The organism is Pseudomonas sp. MYb327 (assembly GCF_040438925.1).
In the GTDB taxonomy this organism is placed as follows: Bacteria; Pseudomonadota; Gammaproteobacteria; order Pseudomonadales; family Pseudomonadaceae; genus Aquipseudomonas.
Genome location: NZ_CP159258.1, coordinates 4,627,188 through 4,646,292, shown reverse-complemented (window position 1 = coordinate 4,646,292; position 19,105 = coordinate 4,627,188). Strand labels below are relative to the sequence as shown.

Here is a 19,105-nt window from a genome sequence, read left to right as displayed (position 1 = left end):
CTGTTACAAGACCAATCAGGATGATTGTATGTCTGAAAAAATCAATGCACTTGTTTTTTCCAATGCCTTTAATTTCGATGATTTTTTGAGTGGTGGGGTTGATCCGAGGACCGGTCTGTACACGTTCAACTTGTCGCTGGGAAATATCCATTCGTCGACGCTGAACGGGCCATCGTTCAATATCAATCTGCAGTTCAGCCCTCTCGATACTCTGGATACCGGATTGGGAGCAGGTTGGTCGATACCGTTATCCCGCTATGACGTGCTGAATAACACACTGTCGTTGTCGAGTGGCGATAGCTACAAAGCGACGCCTGTTGCTGGAGGGCTTAAATTTGCCGAGCCCTACGTCGAAAACTTCAAGATAAGCAGTTCTACCGAGGGCCACTATTCAGTGTTTCACAAGAATGGCCTGCGGGAAGTGCTCGAAGTGTTCGAGTCGACTGACTACGCGGTGCCAAGACGGATCGAGGCAGCGAATGGGGCGCATATCCTTCTCGATTACACCCTTCATCAAGGCAAGCCGGTATTGGTAAAAGTCAGGAGCGTTGAGCGGACTTTACTGAGCATCATCTATGACGACGCGCAGGTCATTCTTACCCAATACCCGGGTACTGACAGTGAGGCGCGATTCACTTTGGCGCTGGGCAATGACCGCGTGAGCAGTATTGCGTTACCGACTGGGGATCGATGGCTTTTCACCTATGAGGAAGTCCAAGGGTTTGTTTGTCTGACCCAGGTCGACTCTGCAATGGGGGCACGCGAACAGATTCAGTACGGCAGCAGTGGGCACGCTTTTCCTCCGGGAGGACCTGTCGCGTCCTTGCCTTATGTCATTGCCCACACGTTACTTCCGGGAGTCGATCAACCCGCCATCGTCACTGAGTATGAATATTCCGAGAACAACTTCCTGGGATTCAATGGCGGGCTCAGTTGGTCGGCGGAACTCGACAGCCTGAGCGCGGCACCGGATGACTATTGCTACACCTCGACAGAAACACTGATACGCGGCGCCGCTGCCTGGCGCACTAAAGTGCGGACCTACAATAAATATCATCTGCTGCTTTCGGAAGTGACTCGGTGCGGGCAGGCCACTCACTCCGTAGCGACGCAGTACCACCTCTTGCCGGGCAAAAGTCTTGATGATCAACCGCCGCAGTTTCGACTGCCGTTGACCCAAACCCAGCAATACAAAAGCGAAGGCACGGGAAAACAGCGCACAGAGGTGACCCGGACGGAGTTCGACGAGTACGGCAACTTGCTGAAGCAGGTCGAGCCCAGCGGGATCACCACAATCAGTGATTTTTATGCCGCCACGGGTGGGCAAGGCTGTCCTGCCGATCCTCTGGGATTTGTGCGCTTTGAAAAACAGCGCGTGGTGCATCCGGCCGAAGGAATGGCCGGAGCGCCAGTGACCGTCAGCCGCTACCGCTACCAGTTGCTGAAGGGTTTGACTGGCAGTTCTATGCAGCACGTCGTGCCAGTGACAGAGCAATTGTCGGAGCGTACGGCAGCTGGCGAATCGTTACGACTACAGACGGACCTGAGTTACTACGATCTTCCGGGCGAACCTCATCGTCATGGCTTATTGAAAAAGCAAACCCGGGTTCAACAGGGCCACTCAACTCACGGCGAATTTTCTTACACGCTCCGGGGTGCGCAGCTGATCGTGCAGACGACGTTGACCGGTTTCGACGGCGTTCAAACGACAGATTCGCGGACGTACTCTGCGCTGAACGGTGCCTTGTTGTCCGGAACAAACCAAGACGGCGTGACGACTGATTTCGTCTATGACGCTATTGGCCGGCCTCTGTCGGAGACCGTGGCGCCAGGGACAACGTTCGAAGCGCAGCGCCATTCGATTTGCACGGCTGCTACCTCGGGCTCCCCCGCAACGCTGCTCAACACAGACGCCAGTGGGATGAAGCAGCGGGTGACGTATGACGGCATCGGGCGAGTGGTGAGCATCGAGGAGCAGGACAGCGATCAATCAAAAGACGGGCCATTGAGAGTCGTTTATGTGGCCCGCTACGACGAAACCGATCAGTTGGTGGATGAAGTCCGCACCGACTGGCTGGACGGCGTCGCATTACCCCTCAAACAAACCTTTGTCTTCGACGATTGGGGGAATATACGGACCTCGGTTTTCCAGAGCGGTCGTCAGCAACACGAAGACCATGATCCGGTGTCTCGACAGGTGTCGCGCTGGACGGAGGGCGCCGGCAAGACCGTTACGCTGTTCAATGCGTTCGACAAGCCACTCAGCGTTGAAGCATTCGACCGCAAGGGAAAGAGCCTGGGCAAGACGACTCATCGCTACGACGGCCTGGGTCGCGCTGTCGGTCAGACTGGTCCGGAGGGGAAGACGACAACCCATGCTTATGACGTCTTTGGCCGGCTGCAACGCAGCGTGTTGCCTGATGGATCGGTTGTCGAGACTGCATACGCGGCTCACAGTCATTTGTCATTGCCCATTGAAGTCAAAGTAGGCGCTCGCAGCCTCGGCAGGCAAACGTTCGATGGTCTGTCACGCTTGACCCGAAGCGAGGTGGGAGGGCGGCAAAGCAGCTTGCAATACGAGGGCGGTTCGAAGCGCCCTTCTGTCGAAAGCAAACCCGGTGGTGAGCGTGTCCGCTACAGCTACGAGCCGAACCTTGGCGGTAAAGTCGTTCAGCGCCAGGCATTGGAAGCGCAGATGGGCGCTCTCTCCGAGCCAGCGCTTGTGGCTGACTACTCGTACGAATCCCGACTCGGTGGCCTGACGAGTTGCAGTGAGCAGGGACGAGAGTCGCGATTTGAGTACAGCCGATCCGGAAAACTCAAACGCGAGGCATCGACTCAACCCGGTCAAACAACGACAACTGCCGAATACAGCTACTCCATGGCGGGCCGGCCGCTTGCCTACACCGACGTGCTCGGAGCTCAACACAAGACTACCTATGATGATTTGGGGCGTCCGAAGTCCCATGTGCAGAATCAGGTCAAAGCCGATTTTTCCTACAACGCCTTGGAGCAACTGGAGACCATTCATACACAAGACATCGTTAGTGGTCGTTCGCTGGTGACTCGTCTGGCCTATGACGATTTGGGGCGAGAAGTTACCCGCCGTTTTGAGGCTGACAAGGATGTCAGCCAAACCCTGATCTCGCGCTACACCCTGGCCAGCAAACTGGCGCAAAGAACATTGAAAAATCGCGATCAGGTGGTTCGTGATGAGTGGTTCAGCTATGACGCGCGTGGCCGACTCAATGACTACCGGTGCGACGGAATGCAGCGGCCCCGTGATTTCAGAGGCAATGAAATCATCAGGCAAAAGTTTGTATTCGATGAGCTGGATAACATTCTGACACTGGAAACCGAATTTTCCGGTGGCAAGAACCTGGCTACATACGAGTACAGCCAGGTCGATCCGACCCAGTTGATCAGCATTCGGCATAGCCATGGCGACTACCCGCAGCCGGTGACCCTGCAGTATGACGCCAATGGTCAATTGGTACGGGACGAGCAGGGGCGAACGTTAACCTACGACGCGCTGGGAAGACTGACGCAAGTGGCCACTTCGCAAGGCGTTGTCCTGCGAGGCTATGGTTATGACGCAATGGATAATCTCGTCCAATTGTCCTCGCCCGAAGTAGTGCCCACCCAGCGTTACTATCGCGACGGCCGGATGATGAATGACGTGTGTGGCGGCGATGCCACCAGTTGTTTGCGCCAGGACGGTCTTCTTTTGGCCCGGCATCATTCGGGGAAGAATGCTGGCGTCCGGTTGTCGGGTACGGATCAGCAGCAGACGGTTTTAGGGGAAATCACTGGCAGCGGACACAGCGAAATCGCTTACAGCCCCTATGGCTATTGCCAGGGGCAAGAAGAACCGTTCAACCCGGCTGGATTCAACGGGGAGCCATTTGACTCGCTGACAGGCCTGTATCTGTTGGGTAACGGCTACCGTGCGTATAGCCCCGCCTTGATGCGCTTTCACAGCCCGGACAGCATGAGTCCCTTTGGTCGCGGCGGTTTGAACCCTTACGCCTATTGCCTGGGTGACCCCATCAATCGAGTCGATCCCACGGGGCATTTTTCCTGGCAAAGCATTTTAGGTATTGCCTTGTCCATCGTGGGAGTCGTCGCCAGTTTTGCAACCTTTGGCGCTGCCACGCCGCTGGCCATTCTCGGGCTTGGCCTGGGAGGTGTTTCCGCGTTGGCGGGGATCGCCGGTACGGTAGCGGGAGAATTGTTGCCCGGTTCTGTGGCGGGCGAGGTGCTGGGTTGGATGAGTTTTGCGACAGGTGTCGGATCAATTGCTGCAGGTAGCCTTGCTGCCTCCAAGGCATTCACCCAATGGGGCAGTCGGTTGCTGACGTCCCCGCCTGCCAGAGTGACTAAATTCGGCTATCGGCCGGGGGCGCTTGCCGGTGGAGGAAGAGGGGCCAAAGGTGCGAGAAGCGTAGGCAGGTCTTCGCAGACACCGTCGACTTCGGCCCAATCAGCACGACCGGAAAAGTGGACGGTGATTGATGATATCGGCAGAAACGACCTCACTCCGAATGGACGGCCCGGAAATGTTGCCCGAAGCAAATACGCTGACTTCAAAAGGGGGGTAGAGGAAGGGCTGAGCCCCCATGAGTCTGCAAGAGCTCACTTGGGCAACAGCTACGATCCTTATCCGGGTTACAGCAGTTACACAAGACTGGTCAGCGACGTAAAAGCGAGCAATCAGGTAGCCGTCAATGCTGCCAGGAAGGCCGGGGAGGTCCCTGCTTTAATCTCTGAGCCCCAGCATATTCATGCGCGTCTCGGAGGTTTCGACAGAGTGTTTTTCCTGGAGTACAGAGCTGAAATGAAAGTGGTGATAAAGCAGATCGGAGACCACGATCCTCAATGGTAAAGGCTGATCGCAGACTTTTCGGTAGTCAGCCTACACATCACGCAGAGCATGTTGGCGCAACGCCCACTCGACATGCTCCCTGACCAGTTCCGACGGATACTCCCGTCGCGCCTTCAACGCTTCCAGCACCGGAATCGTTGAAGGCGCATTACCCAAGCCCACCGCCAGATTGCGCAACCAGTTTTCGTAACCGGTCCGGCGCAAGGGCGAGCCTTCGGTGCTGCTCAGGAATTTTTCCTCGTCCCACATAAACAGCTCGGCCAGTTGGGCGTTGTCCAGGTTGTGTCGCGGCTTGAAGTCGCTTTCGCCGGACGGGCGGGCGAAGCGGTTCCACGGGCAGACGATCTGGCAATCATCGCAGCCGAATACACGGTTGCCGATCAGCGGCCGCAGCTCTTGCGGGATCGCGCCTTTGAGCTCGATGGTCAGGTAAGAAATGCAGCGGCGGGCATCCAGCACGTATGGGCCGACAAACGCGTTGGTCGGACAGATATCGAGGCAAGCGCTGCATCGTCCGCAGTGCTCGGTAGCGTGGGGCGGATCCACCGGCAGCGGCAAGTCGACGAACAGTTCGGCGAGGAAGAAGTAACTGCCGGCCTTGCGATTCAAGACCAGGGTGTTTTTGCCGATCCAGCCCAGGCCGGCCTTTTGCGCAATGGCTTTCTCCAGCACCGGAGCGCTGTCGACGAAAGCGCGGTAGCCAAACGGGCCGATGGCCGCCTGAATTTTTTCCGCCAGTTGTTGCACGCGTTTACGGATCAATTTGTGGTAATCGCGGCCCAAGGCATAACGCGAGACGTAGGCTTTCTCCGGCTGGGCGAGCATTTGCGCCATTTGCGTGTCGCCCGCCAGGTAGTCCATGCGCAGGGAAACAACGCGCAAAGTGCCCGGCACCAACTCTTCCGGATGCGAGCGTTTGCTGCCGTGGGCGCCCATGTAGTCCATTTCGCCGTGGTAACCGGCTTCGAGCCAGCGCTCCAAATGCTGCTCATGCTCGCCCAGGTCGAGACCGCTGATGCCGACTTGCTGAAAGCCCAGCTCGCGGCCCCAGTCCTTGATGGATTGGGCGAGGGCGGGCAGGTCTGTAGTAATAGCGGGCATGAGGCGCGAGAAACCGGAGCTGAGGTGCGTATAATTCTGCCAGACATCGGAGCCCGAAGACGCATGCCGCACACTAAAGATGATTTACCCGACGCGCTGTACAGTGCCGCGCAGGTCCGAGGACTCGATGCGAGCCTGATTGCGGCGGGTACGCCGGGCTTTGAATTGATGCAGCGGGCGGCGCGGGCGACCTGGCGAGCGCTGGTTCGCCAATGGCCAGCAGCAAACGAACTGAGCGTGCTGGCCGGCCACGGCAATAATGCTGGTGACGGTTATCTGGTGGCAGTGCTCGCGCAGCGGGCCGGTTGGTCGGTCCGGGTACTGGCGGTGGGCGATCCCATGCGGCTACAGGGCGATGCGGCGTTGGCCCATGCCGAGGCGTTGTCCGAAAAGGTCCCTATCGAACCTTGGTCGATCCAATCCGAATTGCGCGGCATTGTGCTGGACGCTCTGCTCGGCACCGGTCTGACCGGTGAGGTGCGTGAACCGTTTGCCAACGCGATCGCCGCGATCAATGCCAGCGGTTTGCCAGTGGCGGCGGTGGACATCCCGTCGGGGCTGTGCGCTGATACCGGCCGTCGACTCGGCCATGCGGTACGAGCGGATCTGACTGTCACGTTCATAGGATTGAAGCTGGGATTGTTCACCGGCGATGCAGCGAACATTGTTGGCGAGCTGGTATTCAACGATTTGCACGCCGATCCGCAGTTGCTTGAAGGCGCGCCGATCAGTGCTCGCCGTCTGACGGCTGGAAGTTTGCCGCGTCTGGCTGCGCGCCCTCCCACTTCCCATAAAGGCCAATACGGTCATGTGCTGCTGATCGGTGGCGATCGTGGTTTGGGTGGAGCGATCCTGCTGAGTGCGCAAAGCGCCCTGCGCAGCGGCGCTGGCATGGTCTCCGTCGCGACTCGCAGCGAACACGTGCCTGCCGCGCTGGCGAGAATCCCCGAGGCGATGGTAGTGGGCACTTCGTCGGCCAATCAGCTGATGGAATTGCTGCAAAAAGTTTCCGTGTTGGTCGTCGGTCCTGGCTTGGGACAGGCCGGTTGGGGACGCAGTCTTTTGTCGGCCGCCGCCAACGCGCCATTGCCGCAAGTCTGGGACGCCGACGCGCTTAACATTCTGGCCGAGGAACGCGTGACTTTGCCCAAGGAGTGCGTGATCACACCGCATCCGGGCGAAGCGGCGCGTTTGCTGGGCATGACGACGGCTGAAGTCCAGGCCGATCGGCCCGCGGCGGCCCGTGCATTGAGCGAAAAATATACAGCGGTCGTGGTGCTCAAAGGCGCCGGCAGTTTGATCGCCAGCCCTGATGGACGGCTGGCCGTGTGTCATCAAGGCCATCCGGCGATGGCTGCCGCAGGGTTGGGCGATGTGCTGGCCGGACTGGTGGGCGCTTTGCTCGCTCAAGGCATGGACGCGTTCGACGCCGCGTGTCTGGCGGTCTGGCTACACGCCAATGCCGGCGAGCAACAAGGTAAATTCGGCCGTGGGCTGGCGGCCAGTGATCTGATCCCAGCCATTCGTCAGTTATTGGAGGAGCAAGCACCGTGTCTGAAGTAACCCTGTACCTGGCTGATGAAGAGGCAATGACCGCGTTTGGTACGCGCATCGCCCAAACGACAAAAGGGCACGGTCTGATTTTTCTTGAAGGGGATCTGGGCGCGGGGAAAACCACGCTGTCACGGGGCATCATCCGGGGGCTGGGGCATGTCGGGGCGGTAAAAAGTCCGACGTTCACGCTGGTCGAGCCCTACGAGATTGGCGACATTCGCGCCTTCCATTTCGACCTGTACCGTCTGGTCGATCCGGAAGAGCTGGAGTTTCTCGGCATTCGCGACTACTTCGAAGACGACGCGCTGTGCCTGATCGAATGGCCCGACAAGGGTGCAGGCTTTTTGCCAAAGCCCGACCTGACCATTACCATTAGCCCGCAAGACAGCGGGCGTTCGCTGAAAATTTTGTCCCAGGGCTCGCGTGGCGAGTCGTGGTGTGCCGCTTTGGCATTGGAATCCAAATAAATGATGGGGTTAGGTATGCGCTTTCGCGCGTTGGTTGCTGCCGTAGGGGTGTTGTTTTTGGCGGTGACCGTCGACGCTGTGGCCGAGACGAAGGTCAACAGTGTTCGCCTGTGGCGGGCGCCGGACAACACACGGCTGGTGTTTGACCTGACCGGTCCTGTCCAGCACAGCGTTTTTACCCTGTCGGCACCGGATCGCCTGGTGATCGACATCAACGGCGCCTCCCTGGGCGCACCGCTGAACGTCAACACGTCCAATACCCCGATCACTGCGATGCGTTCGGCACAGCGTACGCCCACCGACCTGCGGGTGGTCATCGACCTGAAAAAGGCCGTCACCCCGAAAAGCTTCTCCCTGGCGCCCAATGCCCAGTACGGCAACCGACTGGTGGTCGATCTGTTCGATAACCCGTCCGATGCCGCTCCGCCTCCAGCCCCGACACCGTCGGTGGCCACCGTGCCTGCGGTGCCGGTCACGCCTACGGAGCCGGCGATCAAGTTGCCGCCAGCGCCGGCCGGCAAGCGCGACATCATTGTGGTAATCGATGCCGGTCACGGCGGCGAAGACCCGGGCGCCTCAGGCTCTCGCGGCCAGCGTGAGAAAGACGTGGTGCTGGCCATCGCCCGCGAATTGCAGCGTCAGGTCAGCGGCATGAAGGGCTTCCGCGCCGAATTGACCCGTACCGGCGACTACTTCATCCCGTTGCGCGGCCGTACTGAAATCGCCCGCAAGAAGGGCGCCGACCTGTTCGTCTCGATCCACGCCGACGCCGCGCCTTCAGCCGCTGCCTTCGGTGCCTCGGTGTTCGCCCTGTCTGATCGCGGTGCGACTTCAGAGACCGCCCGTTGGCTGGCCGACAGTGAAAACCGTTCTGACTTGATCGGTGGTGCCGGCAACGTCAGCCTCGATGACAAGGACCGCATGCTCGCGGGCGTGCTGCTTGACCTGTCGATGACGGCGTCCCTGACCTCCAGTCTCAACGTCGGTCAAAAAGTATTGAGCAACATCGGCCGGGTTACACCGCTGCACAAACAGCGGGTGGAACAAGCCGGGTTTATGGTGCTGAAATCGCCGGATATTCCGTCGATCCTGGTGGAAACCGGGTTTATCTCCAACGCCAACGAGGCCTCGAAACTCGCCGCATCGAGCCACCAACAAGCGCTGGCCCGCTCCATCAGCAGCGGCGTGCGCCAATTCTTCCAGCAAAACCCACCACCGGGCACTTACATTGCCTGGCTGCGTGACTCCGGCAAGATCGCCCAAGGTCCGCGTGACCACCGGGTAAGCCCTGGCGAGACGCTGGCGATGATCGCTGTGCGTTACCAGGTATCACCGGCCACGTTGCGCAGCGCCAACAACCTGTCGAGCGATGAACTCAAGATCGGTCAACACTTGACCATCCCCGGCACAGAACTGGCGGCCAAAGAATGAATCAGGTCGTGCTCAACGGCGCTCGTATCGAGCTGCTCAGCCCTCGATTGGCGAACCAGATTGCCGCCGGTGAAGTAGTCGAGCGACCGGCTTCGGTGATCAAGGAGTTGCTGGAAAACAGCCTCGACTCAGGTGCCAAACGCATCGATGTCGATGTCGAGCAGGGTGGCGTCAAGCTGCTGCGGGTGCGTGACGATGGCAGCGGCATTTCAGCCGATGATCTGCCGCTGGCACTGGCGCGTCACGCCACCAGCAAGATCCGCAATCTGGAAGACCTGGAACAGGTCATGAGCCTGGGCTTTCGTGGTGAGGCATTGGCGTCGATCAGCTCTGTGGCGCGCCTGACCCTGACTTCCCGCACCCGCGATGCCGATCAGGCCTGGCAGGTGGAAACCGAAGGCCGGGACATGGCGCCTCGCGTGCAACCGGCAGCCCATCCGGTGGGCACTTCGGTGGAAGTCCGCGACCTGTTTTTCAACACCCCGGCTCGGCGCAAGTTTCTCAAGACAGAAAAGACCGAATTCGATCACCTGCAAGAAGTGATCAAGCGCCTGGCGCTGGCGCGCTTCGATGTGGCGTTCCATTTGCGTCACAACGGCAAGACCATCCTCAGCCTGCACGAGGCCCACGATGATGCGGCCCGTGCGCGGCGTGTGGCAGCGATTTGTGGCCCGGGTTTCCTGGAGCAGGCACTGCCGATCGAAATCGAGCGCAACGGCCTGCATTTGTGGGGGTGGGTCGGGTTGCCGACGTTCAACCGCAGCCAGGCGGATTTGCAGTATTTCTTCGTCAATGGCCGTGCCGTGCGCGACAAACTGGTCGCCCATGCGGTGCGCCAAGCTTATCGCGACGTGCTGTTCAACGGTCGGCACCCGACGTTCGTGCTGTTTTTCGAAGTCGATCCGACGGGCGTCGATGTCAACGTGCACCCAACCAAGCACGAAGTGCGCTTCCGTGAAGGACGCATGGTTCACGATTTCCTCTACGGGACGCTTCACCGCGCATTGGGTGATGTTCGGCCGGATGATCAGTTGGCCGCGCCAGTCGTGACTGCCATCGTCCGCCCTAGCGGTCTTGAGGCGGGTGAATTCGGCCCGCAGGGCGAAATGCGCCTGGCGGCCAATGCGTTGCTGGAGCAGCCTCAAGCGCAGCCGTCGTTTAATACGCCGGCCGGCACCGGCTCTGGCGCGGATTATCAGTATCAATACACCCCGCGTCCGCAATCGGCTGTTCCAGCGGCCGAGGCACAGGCAGCCTATCGCGAGTTTTTTGCACCGCTGCCCGAGGCCAACGCCACCGCGCTCCCGGCCGGACAGGACGACATCCCACCGCTGGGCTATGCGCTGGCGCAGCTCAAAGGCGTTTACATCCTTTCGGAAAACGCCCAAGGGCTGGTGCTGGTCGACATGCACGCCGCTCACGAGCGGATCATGTATGAGCGTTTGAAAGTAGCGATGGCCAGCGAAGGCTTGAGCGGGCAACCGCTTCTGGTCCCGGAATCCCTGGCGGTCAGCCAGCGTGAAGCCGATTGTGCTGAAGAGCATGTCGCCTGGTTCCAGCGCCTGGGCTTTGAATTGCAGCGCCTCGGCCCGGAAACCCTGGCCATCCGGCAGATTCCGGCCTTACTCAAGCAGGCTGAAGCCAATCGGCTGGTCGGCGATGTGTTGGCCGATTTGATGGAATATGGCACTAGCGACCGGATTCAGGCACACCTGAACGAGTTACTCGGGACCATGGCCTGCCACGGCGCAGTTCGTGCGAACCGGCGCCTGGCGATCCCGGAAATGAACGGTCTGCTGCGCGACATGGAAAATACCGAACGCAGCGGTCAATGCAACCATGGCCGACCGACCTGGACCCAATTGGGGCTGGACGATCTGGACAAACTGTTCTTGCGCGGTCGTTGATGAGCCAGTTCCCCCCTGCGATTTTCCTGATGGGCCCGACCGCCGCCGGCAAGACCGACCTGGCCATCGAGCTCACCAAAGTCCTGCCCTGCGAGCTGATCAGTGTCGATTCGGCGCTGGTTTATCGGGGCATGGACATCGGCACCGCCAAGCCGTCGAAAGAACTTTTGGCGCAGTATCCGCACCGCTTGATCGATATTCTCGATCCGGCAGAAGCCTATTCGGCTGCGGATTTTCGCCGTGATGCCCTCGAAGCGATGGCCGAGATCACGGCGCGAGGAAAAATTCCGCTGTTGGTAGGCGGCACAATGCTCTACTACAAGGCTTTGCTCGAAGGTCTTGCAGACATGCCGGCGGCCGATCCCGAAGTCCGTGCGCAAATCGAAGAAGAAGCTGCACGCCTTGGCTGGCAAGCCCTGCACGACCAATTGGCAATCATCGACCCGGTTTCTGCTGCGCGCATTCATCCGAACGATCCGCAGCGGCTCAGTCGAGCACTGGAAGTTTATCGAGTCAGCGGTCAGAGCATGACTGCGCTACGCTTGCAACAATCTGCGCAAAGTACTGAAGCAGCCGCTTCGGGACGTCAACAATTGCCCTATACTGTCGCGAACTTGGCTATTGCTCCGGCAAATCGTCAGGTACTTCACGAGCGAATTAAACAAAGATTCACTTTAATGTTGGAACAGGGATTCATCGACGAGGTCGTAGCCCTGCGTAAGCGAAGTGACCTGCATTCCGGGTTGCCGTCTATACGTGCGGTAGGCTACCGACAAGTCTGGGACTACCTGGATGGCAAGCTGACGTCAGCCGAGATGCAGGAGCGTGGAATCATCGCCACGCGCCAATTGGCAAAGCGCCAGTTCACCTGGTTGCGCAGTTGGGCTGATTTACACTGGCTGGACAGCCTGGATTGCGACAATCTGCCGCGCGCCTTGAAATACCTGGGGACCATCTCCATATTGAGCTGAGTCCTTGCAATTGCCGTCTATCCTTGGGGGTGGGGCGGCCAAAGCCATCTGTTTACCTATTTTTTATATTGAATCCTTAAAGGAGTGCGGCACATGTCAAAAGGGCATTCGCTACAAGACCCTTACTTGAATACTTTACGTAAAGAGAAAGTTGGGGTGTCCATCTATCTGGTCAACGGGATCAAACTGCAAGGTACGATCGAATCTTTCGACCAGTTCGTCATCCTGCTGAAAAACACCGTCAGCCAAATGGTCTATAAACACGCTATCTCTACAGTAGTGCCGGTTCGTCCAATTCGTCTGCCTAGCGCAACCGAATCCGAAGCAGGTGATGCTGAGCCAGGTAACGCCTGATAGGAGTCTCCTTTGTTCTTTGAGCGCCACGGTGGTGGTGAGCGAGTGATCCTCGTTCACTTGGATGGACAGGACCCTGAGGCGCGCGAAGATCCGCAGGAGTTTCAGGAGTTGGCTAATTCGGCTGGCGCCGAGACCGTTGCGTTTTTTAACGTGCCGCGTCATCGGCCAACCGCCAAATTCCTGATTGGCAGCGGTAAGGTCGAGGAGCTGCGCGACCTGGTCAAAGCCGAAGAGGCCGATCTGGTGATTTTCAATCACGTCCTAACGCCCAGTCAGGAACGTAACCTCGAACGTGTCTTCGAGTGTCGCGTGATCGACCGCACGGGTCTGATTCTCGACATTTTCGCCCAACGCGCCCGTACCCATGAAGGCAAGCTCCAGGTAGAACTGGCCCAGCTTGACCACATGAGCACCCGGCTGGTTCGCGGCTGGACCCACCTTGAGCGTCAGGGTGGCGGTATCGGCATGCGTGGCCCGGGTGAAACCCAACTGGAAACTGACCGGCGTTTGCTGCGGGTTCGCCTGCGCCAGATCAAGGGCCGGCTGGAGAAAGTACGTAGCCAGCGCGAACAGTCGCGGCGGGGCCGTTCGCGTGCGGATATCCCTACCGTGTCGCTGGTGGGGTATACCAACGCCGGTAAATCCACGCTGTTCAATAACGTGACGAAATCCGACGTCTACGCGGCGGACCAATTGTTTGCCACGCTGGACCCCACCTTGCGTCGTCTGGATCTGGACGATCTGGGGCCGATTGTCCTGGCGGACACTGTAGGTTTCATTCGCCACTTGCCCCACAAGCTGGTCGAGGCATTTCGGTCTACCCTCGAAGAGTCGAGCAACTCCGACCTGTTGTTGCACGTGATCGACGCGGCCGAACCGGATCGCATGTTGCAGATCGAGCAGGTGATGGTGGTGCTGGGCGAGATTGGCGCCCAGGACTTGCCGATCCTCGAGGTCTATAACAAACTCGATTTGCTTGAAGGCGTTGAGCCACAAATCCAGCGCGACGAAAACGGCAAACCCCAGCGGGTCTGGCTGTCGGCGCGCGACGGCACTGGTCTGGAATTGCTTGAGCAAGCCATTGCCGAGTTGCTCGGCAGTGATTTGTTTATCGGTACTCTGCGCTTGCCGCAACGATTCGCTCGACTGCGTGCGCAGTTTTTCGAACTCGGCGCGGTGCAAAAAGAAGAACACGACGAAGAAGGCATCAGTTTGCTGGCCGTTCGTTTGCCCCGGGTCGAGTTGAATCGACTGGTAAGCCGCGAAGGATTGCAGCCGATGGAATTCATCGAGCAACACACTTTGCAATAAAAGCCTGAGAAAGCGGTTGTGTCGTGGTGACAGGCATTCTGTAGCATTGGTCGGCGCGCCGTGGGTGCGTCTTTGCTTTATCAGATGGAGAGCGCTATGGCTTGGAATGAGCCGGGTGGCAACTCGAATAATCAGGATCCTTGGGGTGGCAAGCGCCGTAATAACGGCGATCGCAAGGGTCCGCCAGATCTCGACGAGGCCTTCCGAAAGCTGCAGGAAAGCCTGAACGGGTTGTTCGGTGGTGGTAAGAAACGTGGTGATGACGGCGGTGGTTCGGGCAAGAGTGGCGGCTTCGGTGGCCTGCTCGGCATCGGTCTGGTCGTGTTGGCAGCCGTATGGTTGTACAGCGCGGTCTATGTAGTCGACGAGCAGGAGCAAGCCGTGGTGCTGCGCTTCGGCAAGTACTACGAAACCGTCGGCCCGGGTCTGAACATCTACTTCCCGCCGATCGACAAGAAGTACATGGAAAACGTAACGCGTGAGCGTGCGTACACCAAGCAAGGCCAGATGCTGACTGAAGACGAGAACATCGTCGAAGTGCCACTGACCGTGCAGTACAAGATCAGCAACCTGCAGGACTTCGTGCTGAGCGTCGATCAGCCGGAAATCAGCCTGCAGCACGCAACCGACAGCGCCTTGCGCCATGTGGTGGGTTCCACCGCAATGGATCAGGTGTTGACCGAAGGTCGTGAATTGATGGCCAGTGAAATCAAGGAGCGTCTGCAACGCTTCATGGACACCTATCGCACGGGTATCACCGTTACCCAGGTCAACGTACAGAGCGCAGCGGCACCGCGTGAAGTACAGGAAGCCTTCGATGACGTGATCCGCGCCCGTGAAGACGAGCAGCGTTCGCGTAACCAGGCTGAAACCTACGCCAACGGCGTCGTGCCGGAAGCCCGTGGTCAGGCCCAGCGCATTCTCGAAGATGCCAATGGTTACCGTGACGAAACCGTCTCGCGCGCCAAGGGTGAAGCCGATCGCTTTACCAAACTGGTCGCCGAGTACCGCAAGGCACCTGAAGTTACCCGCCAGCGTCTGTACCTGGACACCATGCAGGAAGTCTTCAGTAACACCAGCAAGGTTCTCGTGACCGGCAACAAGAACGGCCAGAGCAATCTGCTGTACTTGCCGCTGGACAAGATGGTCGAAAGTGGTCGCAGCTCAAACACTCCGGTGACCGGCGCGGCAGCCACCAGCAATGAGGCGAATGCACGTGCGGCAGCTGATCTGCAGCAACAGCAAGCACGTACCAGGGAGAGTCGCTGATGAGCAATAAATCGCTGATCGCCCTTATTGTCGGCGTCGTCGTGGCGATCGCAGCCTGGAACTGCTTCTACATCGTGGCTCAAACCGAGCGTGCGGTGTTGCTGCAGTTCGGTCGCGTGGTCCAGACCGATGTTCAGCCTGGCCTGCATGTGAAAGTGCCTTACGTTAACCAGGTGCGTAAATTCGACGCACGCCTGATGACGCTGGATGCACCGACACAACGCTTCCTAACGCTGGAGAAGAAGGCTGTGATGGTCGATGCCTACGCCAAGTGGCGCGTGAAGGACGCGGAGCGTTTCTACACCGCGACTTCCGGTCTGAAACAGATTGCCGACGAACGTCTGTCGCGTCGTCTGGAATCGGGCCTGCGTGACCAGTTCGGTAAGCGCACCTTGCACGAAGTCGTGTCTGGTGAGCGTGATGCGCTGATGGCGGATATCACGGCTTCGCTGAACAAGATGGCCGAAAAAGAGCTGGGCATCGAAGTTGTCGATGTACGGGTCAAGACCATCGACCTGCCGAAAGAAGTAAACCGTAGCGTGTTCGAACGTATGAGCACCGAGCGTGAGCGTGAAGCTCGCGAGCACCGCGCCAAGGGTAACGAGCTGGCTGAAGGCATTCGTGCCGACGCCGATCGTCAACGCCGCGTGCTGCTGGCCGAAGCCTATCGTGAATCCGAAGAGATTCGCGGTGACGGTGATGCCCAGGCCGCTTCGATCTACTCCAAGGCCTACGGTCAGGATCAGGAGTTCTACGCGTTCTACCGTAGCCTGCGTGCCTATCGTGAAAGCTTCGCGAACAAATCCGACGTCATGGTCCTCGACCCAAGCAGTGACTTCTTCCACTACCTGGAAAAAGCCAAGCCTTGATACGGCGTTGACCTGATTCATCCCGCCGGGCGGCTAATACCTCTGGCGGGGTGATCCTTTGGGAAAACGTGTGTATGATGCGGCAGCCGGGAAATTCCCGGCTTTTTTGCGTCTGCACGTTTGATTGCTGTTTTGTGCAGGTGCCCGAGCCCAATGGCTCGAGAGGTTTTACGAGGAAAGTGCTTGGCGAAGCCCATTACAGGCTTTTCGCTTCGTCGCTCATGCGCGGGGTTTGCGCTGAGCCGATCATTTTCTGCTTCACTCAAGGCTCGCCCAAAGGCTTGCCGCCCGGATCATAGGGGAATGGCGTAATGGCAACGGTAGACCGCTGGCTGCTGCCAGATGGCATCGAAGAAGTACTGCCACCGGAAGCGGCGCGCATTGAAGTCGCGCGTCGCCAGGTGTTGGATCTGTTCCAGAGCTGGGGTTACGAGTTCGTCGTGACTCCCCATATCGAGTACCTGGAATCCTTGCTGACCGGCGCGGGCCAGGATCTTGATCTGCGTACCTTCAAGGTCATCGACCCGCAGTCGGGCCGGCAGATGGGTTTTCGCGCTGACATCACGCCACAGGTTGCGCGCATCGATGCGCACACCCTGCGTCGCGAAGGCCCGAGCCGTCTGTGCTACGCCGGCAGCGTGCTGCATGCTCAGCCGCGTGCCTTGTCGTCCTCGCGCAGCCCGATCCAGTTGGGTGCCGAGTTGTACGGCGATGGCAGTCCGAGCAGCGACGTCGAAGTCATCAGCCTGATGCTGGCCATGCTGCAACTGGCTGACGTGCCGGATGTACACATGGACCTGGGGCATGTCGGTATCTATCGCGGCCTGGCCCGCGCTGCCGGCCTTTCCGGTGAAGTTGAGCAACAGTTGTTCGATGCGTTGCAACGCAAGGCCATTGATGAGGTCATTACCTTGACCGAAGGCCTGCCGGCCGATCTGTCGGACATGCTGCGCGCATTGGTTGACCTGTGTGGCGGTCGCGAAGTGCTGGCGGCTGCGCGTGAGCGTCTGGCCAAGGCTCCGGCGCCGGTTTTGGCGGCACTGGACGATTTGCTGGCGATTGCCGAGCGTCTGTCCGTGCGTTTCCCGGAACTGCCGCTTTATTTCGACCTCGGCGAGTTGCGCGGTTACCACTACCACACCGGTGTGGTGTTTGCGGTGTTCGTACCGGGTGTTGGCCAGTCCATTGCCCAGGGCGGTCGTTATGACGACATCGGCGCCGATTTCGGTCGCGCTCGTCCGGCAACCGGCTTCTCCACCGATTTGAAAACCCTGGTGACCCTGGGGCGTGCTGAGATCGAGCTACCGTCTGGCGGTATCTGGATGCCTGACAGTACGGATGCGGCACTCTGGCAGCAGGTTTGCCAGTTGCGCAGTGAGGGTCAGCGTGTCGTTCAGGCATTGCCTGGACAACCTTTGGCCGCCGCCCGTGAAGCGGACTGCGACCGGCAATTGATTCAGCAGAACGGGCTTTGGCAAGTATCGCCACTGGCTTCTTGAGTTTTCCTGCCGGCCGCCGCCGGCACCAAGTTTGCGCGAATGAGGACAAGTGTTATGGGTAAGAATGTCGTAGTCCTGGGCACCCAATGGGGTGATGAGGGCAAAGGCAAGATCGTTGATCTGCTGACCGAACATGCTGCCGCCGTAGTGCGCTACCAGGGTGGCCACAACGCTGGTCACACTCTGGTGATCGATGGCGAAAAAACTGTCTTGCACCTGATCCCGTCGGGCGTGCTGCGCGAAGGCGTGCAGTGCCTGATCGGTAACGGCGTGGTGGTTGCACCTGACGCCCTGCTGCGCGAGATCACCAAGCTGGAAGAGAAAGGCGTACCGGTGCGCGAGCGCCTGCGTATCAGTCCATCCTGCCCGCTGATCCTGTCCTTCCACGTTGCGCTGGACCAGGCTCGTGAAAAGGCCCGTGGCGAGCTGAAGATCGGTACTACCGGTCGCGGCATCGGCCCGGCTTACGAAGACAAGGTTGCACGTCGTGGCCTGCGTGTGGGCGACCTGCTCAACATGCCGCGCTTTGAAGACAAGCTGCGTGAACTGGTGGATTACCACAACTTCATGCTGGTGGGTTACTACAAAGAGCCAGCCATCGAGTTCGAAAAGACCCTGGCCGAGTGCAAAGAATACGCTGAGCTGCTCAAGCCTCTGATGCTGGACGTGACGGCCGAGTTGCACGACCTGCGTCGCGCTGGCAAAGACATCATGTTCGAAGGCGCCCAAGGTTCCCTGCTGGACATCGACCACGGTACCTACCCGTACGTGACCAGCTCCAACACCACCGCTGGCGGCGTTGCTACCGGTTCGGGCGTTGGCCCGATGTTCCTGGACTACATCCTTGGCATCACCAAGGCCTACACCACGCGCGTAGGTTCGGGGCCGTTCCCGACTGAGCTGTTCGACGAAGTTGGCGCACACCTGGCCAAACAAGGTCACGAGTTCGGCGCAACGACCGGCCGTGCCCGTCGTTGTGGCTGGTTCGACGCCGTTATCCTGCGTCGCGCTATCGATGTGAACAGCATCTCGGGCATCTGCCTGACCAAGCTGGACGTACTCGACGGTCTGGAAACCATCAATATCTGCGTCGGCTACAAAGATGCACAAGGTAATGCGGTCGCCCCGACTGATGCAGACAGCTACGTAGGCCTGCAGCCTGTGTACGAAGAAGTGCCGGGCTGGACCGAGTCGACCGTGGGTGCCAAAACCCTGGAAGAGCTGCCAGCTAACGCCCGTGCTTACATCAAACGCGTCGAAGAGCTGATCGGTGCGCCGATCGACATTATTTCGACGGGGCCGGACCGCAACGAAACCATCGTTCTGCGCCATCCATTTGCTTGATAAGCTGTTGATGTAAAACACAAAGGCCCCTTAATCGGGGCCTTTGTCGTTTATGCCTGTTGGACGGCATGACCTTTGCTATTAGTTTTAACTAAAACGTCACTTTTGGCGTGCCATCAATTTAATGGCGCTAATGCAGA

The 19,105-nt window shown here is 58.9% G+C and carries 13 protein-coding genes; 12 read left to right on the top strand and 1 reads right to left on the bottom strand.

Annotated elements, in window-relative coordinates:
• The first annotated feature begins 28 nt into the window (after window positions 1-28).
• Window positions 29-4,885: an RHS repeat-associated core domain-containing protein gene (locus ABVN21_RS20940; protein ID WP_339554315.1), complete on the top strand. Its 4,857-nt coding sequence runs from the start codon at window positions 29-31 to the stop codon at window positions 4,883-4,885.
• Between the two features lie 30 nt (window positions 4,886-4,915).
• Here ABVN21_RS20940 and queG read toward each other — a convergent pair whose 3' ends face one another.
• On the bottom strand, window positions 4,916-5,986 hold the full coding sequence (queG, locus tag ABVN21_RS20935; RefSeq protein ID WP_339554314.1) for a tRNA epoxyqueuosine(34) reductase QueG: 1,071 nt from the start codon (window positions 5,984-5,986) through the stop codon (window positions 4,916-4,918).
• A gap of 63 nt (window positions 5,987-6,049) precedes the next feature.
• On the opposite strand from queG, the gene ABVN21_RS20930 reads away from it, so the two are divergent.
• The 11 genes from ABVN21_RS20930 (at window position 6,050) to ABVN21_RS20880 (ending at window position 18,965) form a co-directional block, all read left to right on the top strand.
• Window positions 6,050-7,549: an NAD(P)H-hydrate dehydratase gene (locus ABVN21_RS20930; protein WP_339554313.1), complete on the top strand. Its 1,500-nt coding sequence runs from the start codon at window positions 6,050-6,052 to the stop codon at window positions 7,547-7,549.
• Window positions 7,537-8,007 (top strand): tRNA (adenosine(37)-N6)-threonylcarbamoyltransferase complex ATPase subunit type 1 TsaE, encoded by a 471-nt coding sequence (tsaE, locus tag ABVN21_RS20925; RefSeq protein ID WP_339554312.1) that lies wholly within the window; start codon window positions 7,537-7,539, stop codon window positions 8,005-8,007. Before ABVN21_RS20930 ends, tsaE begins: the two co-directional genes overlap by 13 nt.
• A gap of 3 nt (window positions 8,008-8,010) precedes the next feature.
• A complete protein-coding gene (locus ABVN21_RS20920; RefSeq protein WP_339554340.1) occupies window positions 8,011-9,438 on the top strand; it encodes an N-acetylmuramoyl-L-alanine amidase in 1,428 nt (475 codons plus the stop codon).
• Window positions 9,435-11,345 carry a DNA mismatch repair endonuclease MutL gene (gene mutL, locus ABVN21_RS20915; protein ID WP_339554311.1) on the top strand — a complete coding sequence of 637 codons (1,911 nt, stop codon included), beginning with the start codon at window positions 9,435-9,437 and terminating at the stop codon, window positions 11,343-11,345. The genes ABVN21_RS20920 and mutL overlap by 4 nt, the downstream gene beginning before the upstream one ends.
• Window positions 11,345-12,316: a tRNA (adenosine(37)-N6)-dimethylallyltransferase MiaA gene (miaA, locus tag ABVN21_RS20910; protein WP_339554339.1), complete on the top strand. Its 972-nt coding sequence runs from the start codon at window positions 11,345-11,347 to the stop codon at window positions 12,314-12,316. The genes mutL and miaA overlap by 1 nt, the downstream gene beginning before the upstream one ends.
• A gap of 93 nt (window positions 12,317-12,409) precedes the next feature.
• Window positions 12,410-12,670 carry an RNA chaperone Hfq gene (hfq, locus tag ABVN21_RS20905; protein WP_007902656.1) on the top strand — a complete coding sequence of 87 codons (261 nt, stop codon included), beginning with the start codon at window positions 12,410-12,412 and terminating at the stop codon, window positions 12,668-12,670.
• 12 nt (window positions 12,671-12,682) lie between these two features.
• On the top strand, window positions 12,683-13,984 hold the full coding sequence (gene hflX / locus ABVN21_RS20900; protein WP_046819838.1) for a ribosome rescue GTPase HflX: 1,302 nt from the start codon (window positions 12,683-12,685) through the stop codon (window positions 13,982-13,984).
• 96 nt (window positions 13,985-14,080) lie between these two features.
• Window positions 14,081-15,253: an FtsH protease activity modulator HflK gene (hflK, locus tag ABVN21_RS20895; protein WP_339554310.1), complete on the top strand. Its 1,173-nt coding sequence runs from the start codon at window positions 14,081-14,083 to the stop codon at window positions 15,251-15,253.
• Entirely contained in the window at window positions 15,253-16,122 is an 870-nt protein-coding gene (gene hflC, locus ABVN21_RS20890; RefSeq protein WP_008064109.1) for a protease modulator HflC, read from the top strand. Before hflK ends, hflC begins: the two co-directional genes overlap by 1 nt.
• Before the next feature lie 311 nt (window positions 16,123-16,433).
• Entirely contained in the window at window positions 16,434-17,621 is a 1,188-nt protein-coding gene (locus ABVN21_RS20885; protein WP_339554309.1) for an ATP phosphoribosyltransferase regulatory subunit, read from the top strand.
• A 54-nt stretch (window positions 17,622-17,675) separates the two neighbouring features.
• A complete protein-coding gene (locus ABVN21_RS20880; protein WP_027921980.1) occupies window positions 17,676-18,965 on the top strand; it encodes an adenylosuccinate synthase in 1,290 nt (429 codons plus the stop codon).
• The last annotated feature ends 140 nt before the right edge of the window (window positions 18,966-19,105 follow it).

Coding starts and splice junctions, on each gene's coding strand:
- ABVN21_RS20940 (WP_339554315.1), top strand. CDS start 29: ATGTCTGAAAAAATCAATGCACTTGTTTTTTCCAATGCCTTTAATTTC.
- ABVN21_RS20885 (WP_339554309.1), top strand. CDS start 16,434: ATGGCAACGGTAGACCGCTGGCTGCTGCCAGATGGCATCGAAGAAGTA.
- miaA (WP_339554339.1), top strand. CDS start 11,345: ATGAGCCAGTTCCCCCCTGCGATTTTCCTGATGGGCCCGACCGCCGCC.
- hflK (WP_339554310.1), top strand. CDS start 14,081: ATGGCTTGGAATGAGCCGGGTGGCAACTCGAATAATCAGGATCCTTGG.
- ABVN21_RS20920 (WP_339554340.1), top strand. CDS start 8,011: ATGGGGTTAGGTATGCGCTTTCGCGCGTTGGTTGCTGCCGTAGGGGTG.
- ABVN21_RS20880 (WP_027921980.1), top strand. CDS start 17,676: ATGGGTAAGAATGTCGTAGTCCTGGGCACCCAATGGGGTGATGAGGGC.
- hfq (WP_007902656.1), top strand. CDS start 12,410: ATGTCAAAAGGGCATTCGCTACAAGACCCTTACTTGAATACTTTACGT.
- queG (WP_339554314.1), bottom strand. CDS start 5,986: ATGCCCGCTATTACTACAGACCTGCCCGCCCTCGCCCAATCCATCAAG.
- mutL (WP_339554311.1), top strand. CDS start 9,435: ATGAATCAGGTCGTGCTCAACGGCGCTCGTATCGAGCTGCTCAGCCCT.
- ABVN21_RS20930 (WP_339554313.1), top strand. CDS start 6,050: ATGCCGCACACTAAAGATGATTTACCCGACGCGCTGTACAGTGCCGCG.
- hflC (WP_008064109.1), top strand. CDS start 15,253: ATGAGCAATAAATCGCTGATCGCCCTTATTGTCGGCGTCGTCGTGGCG.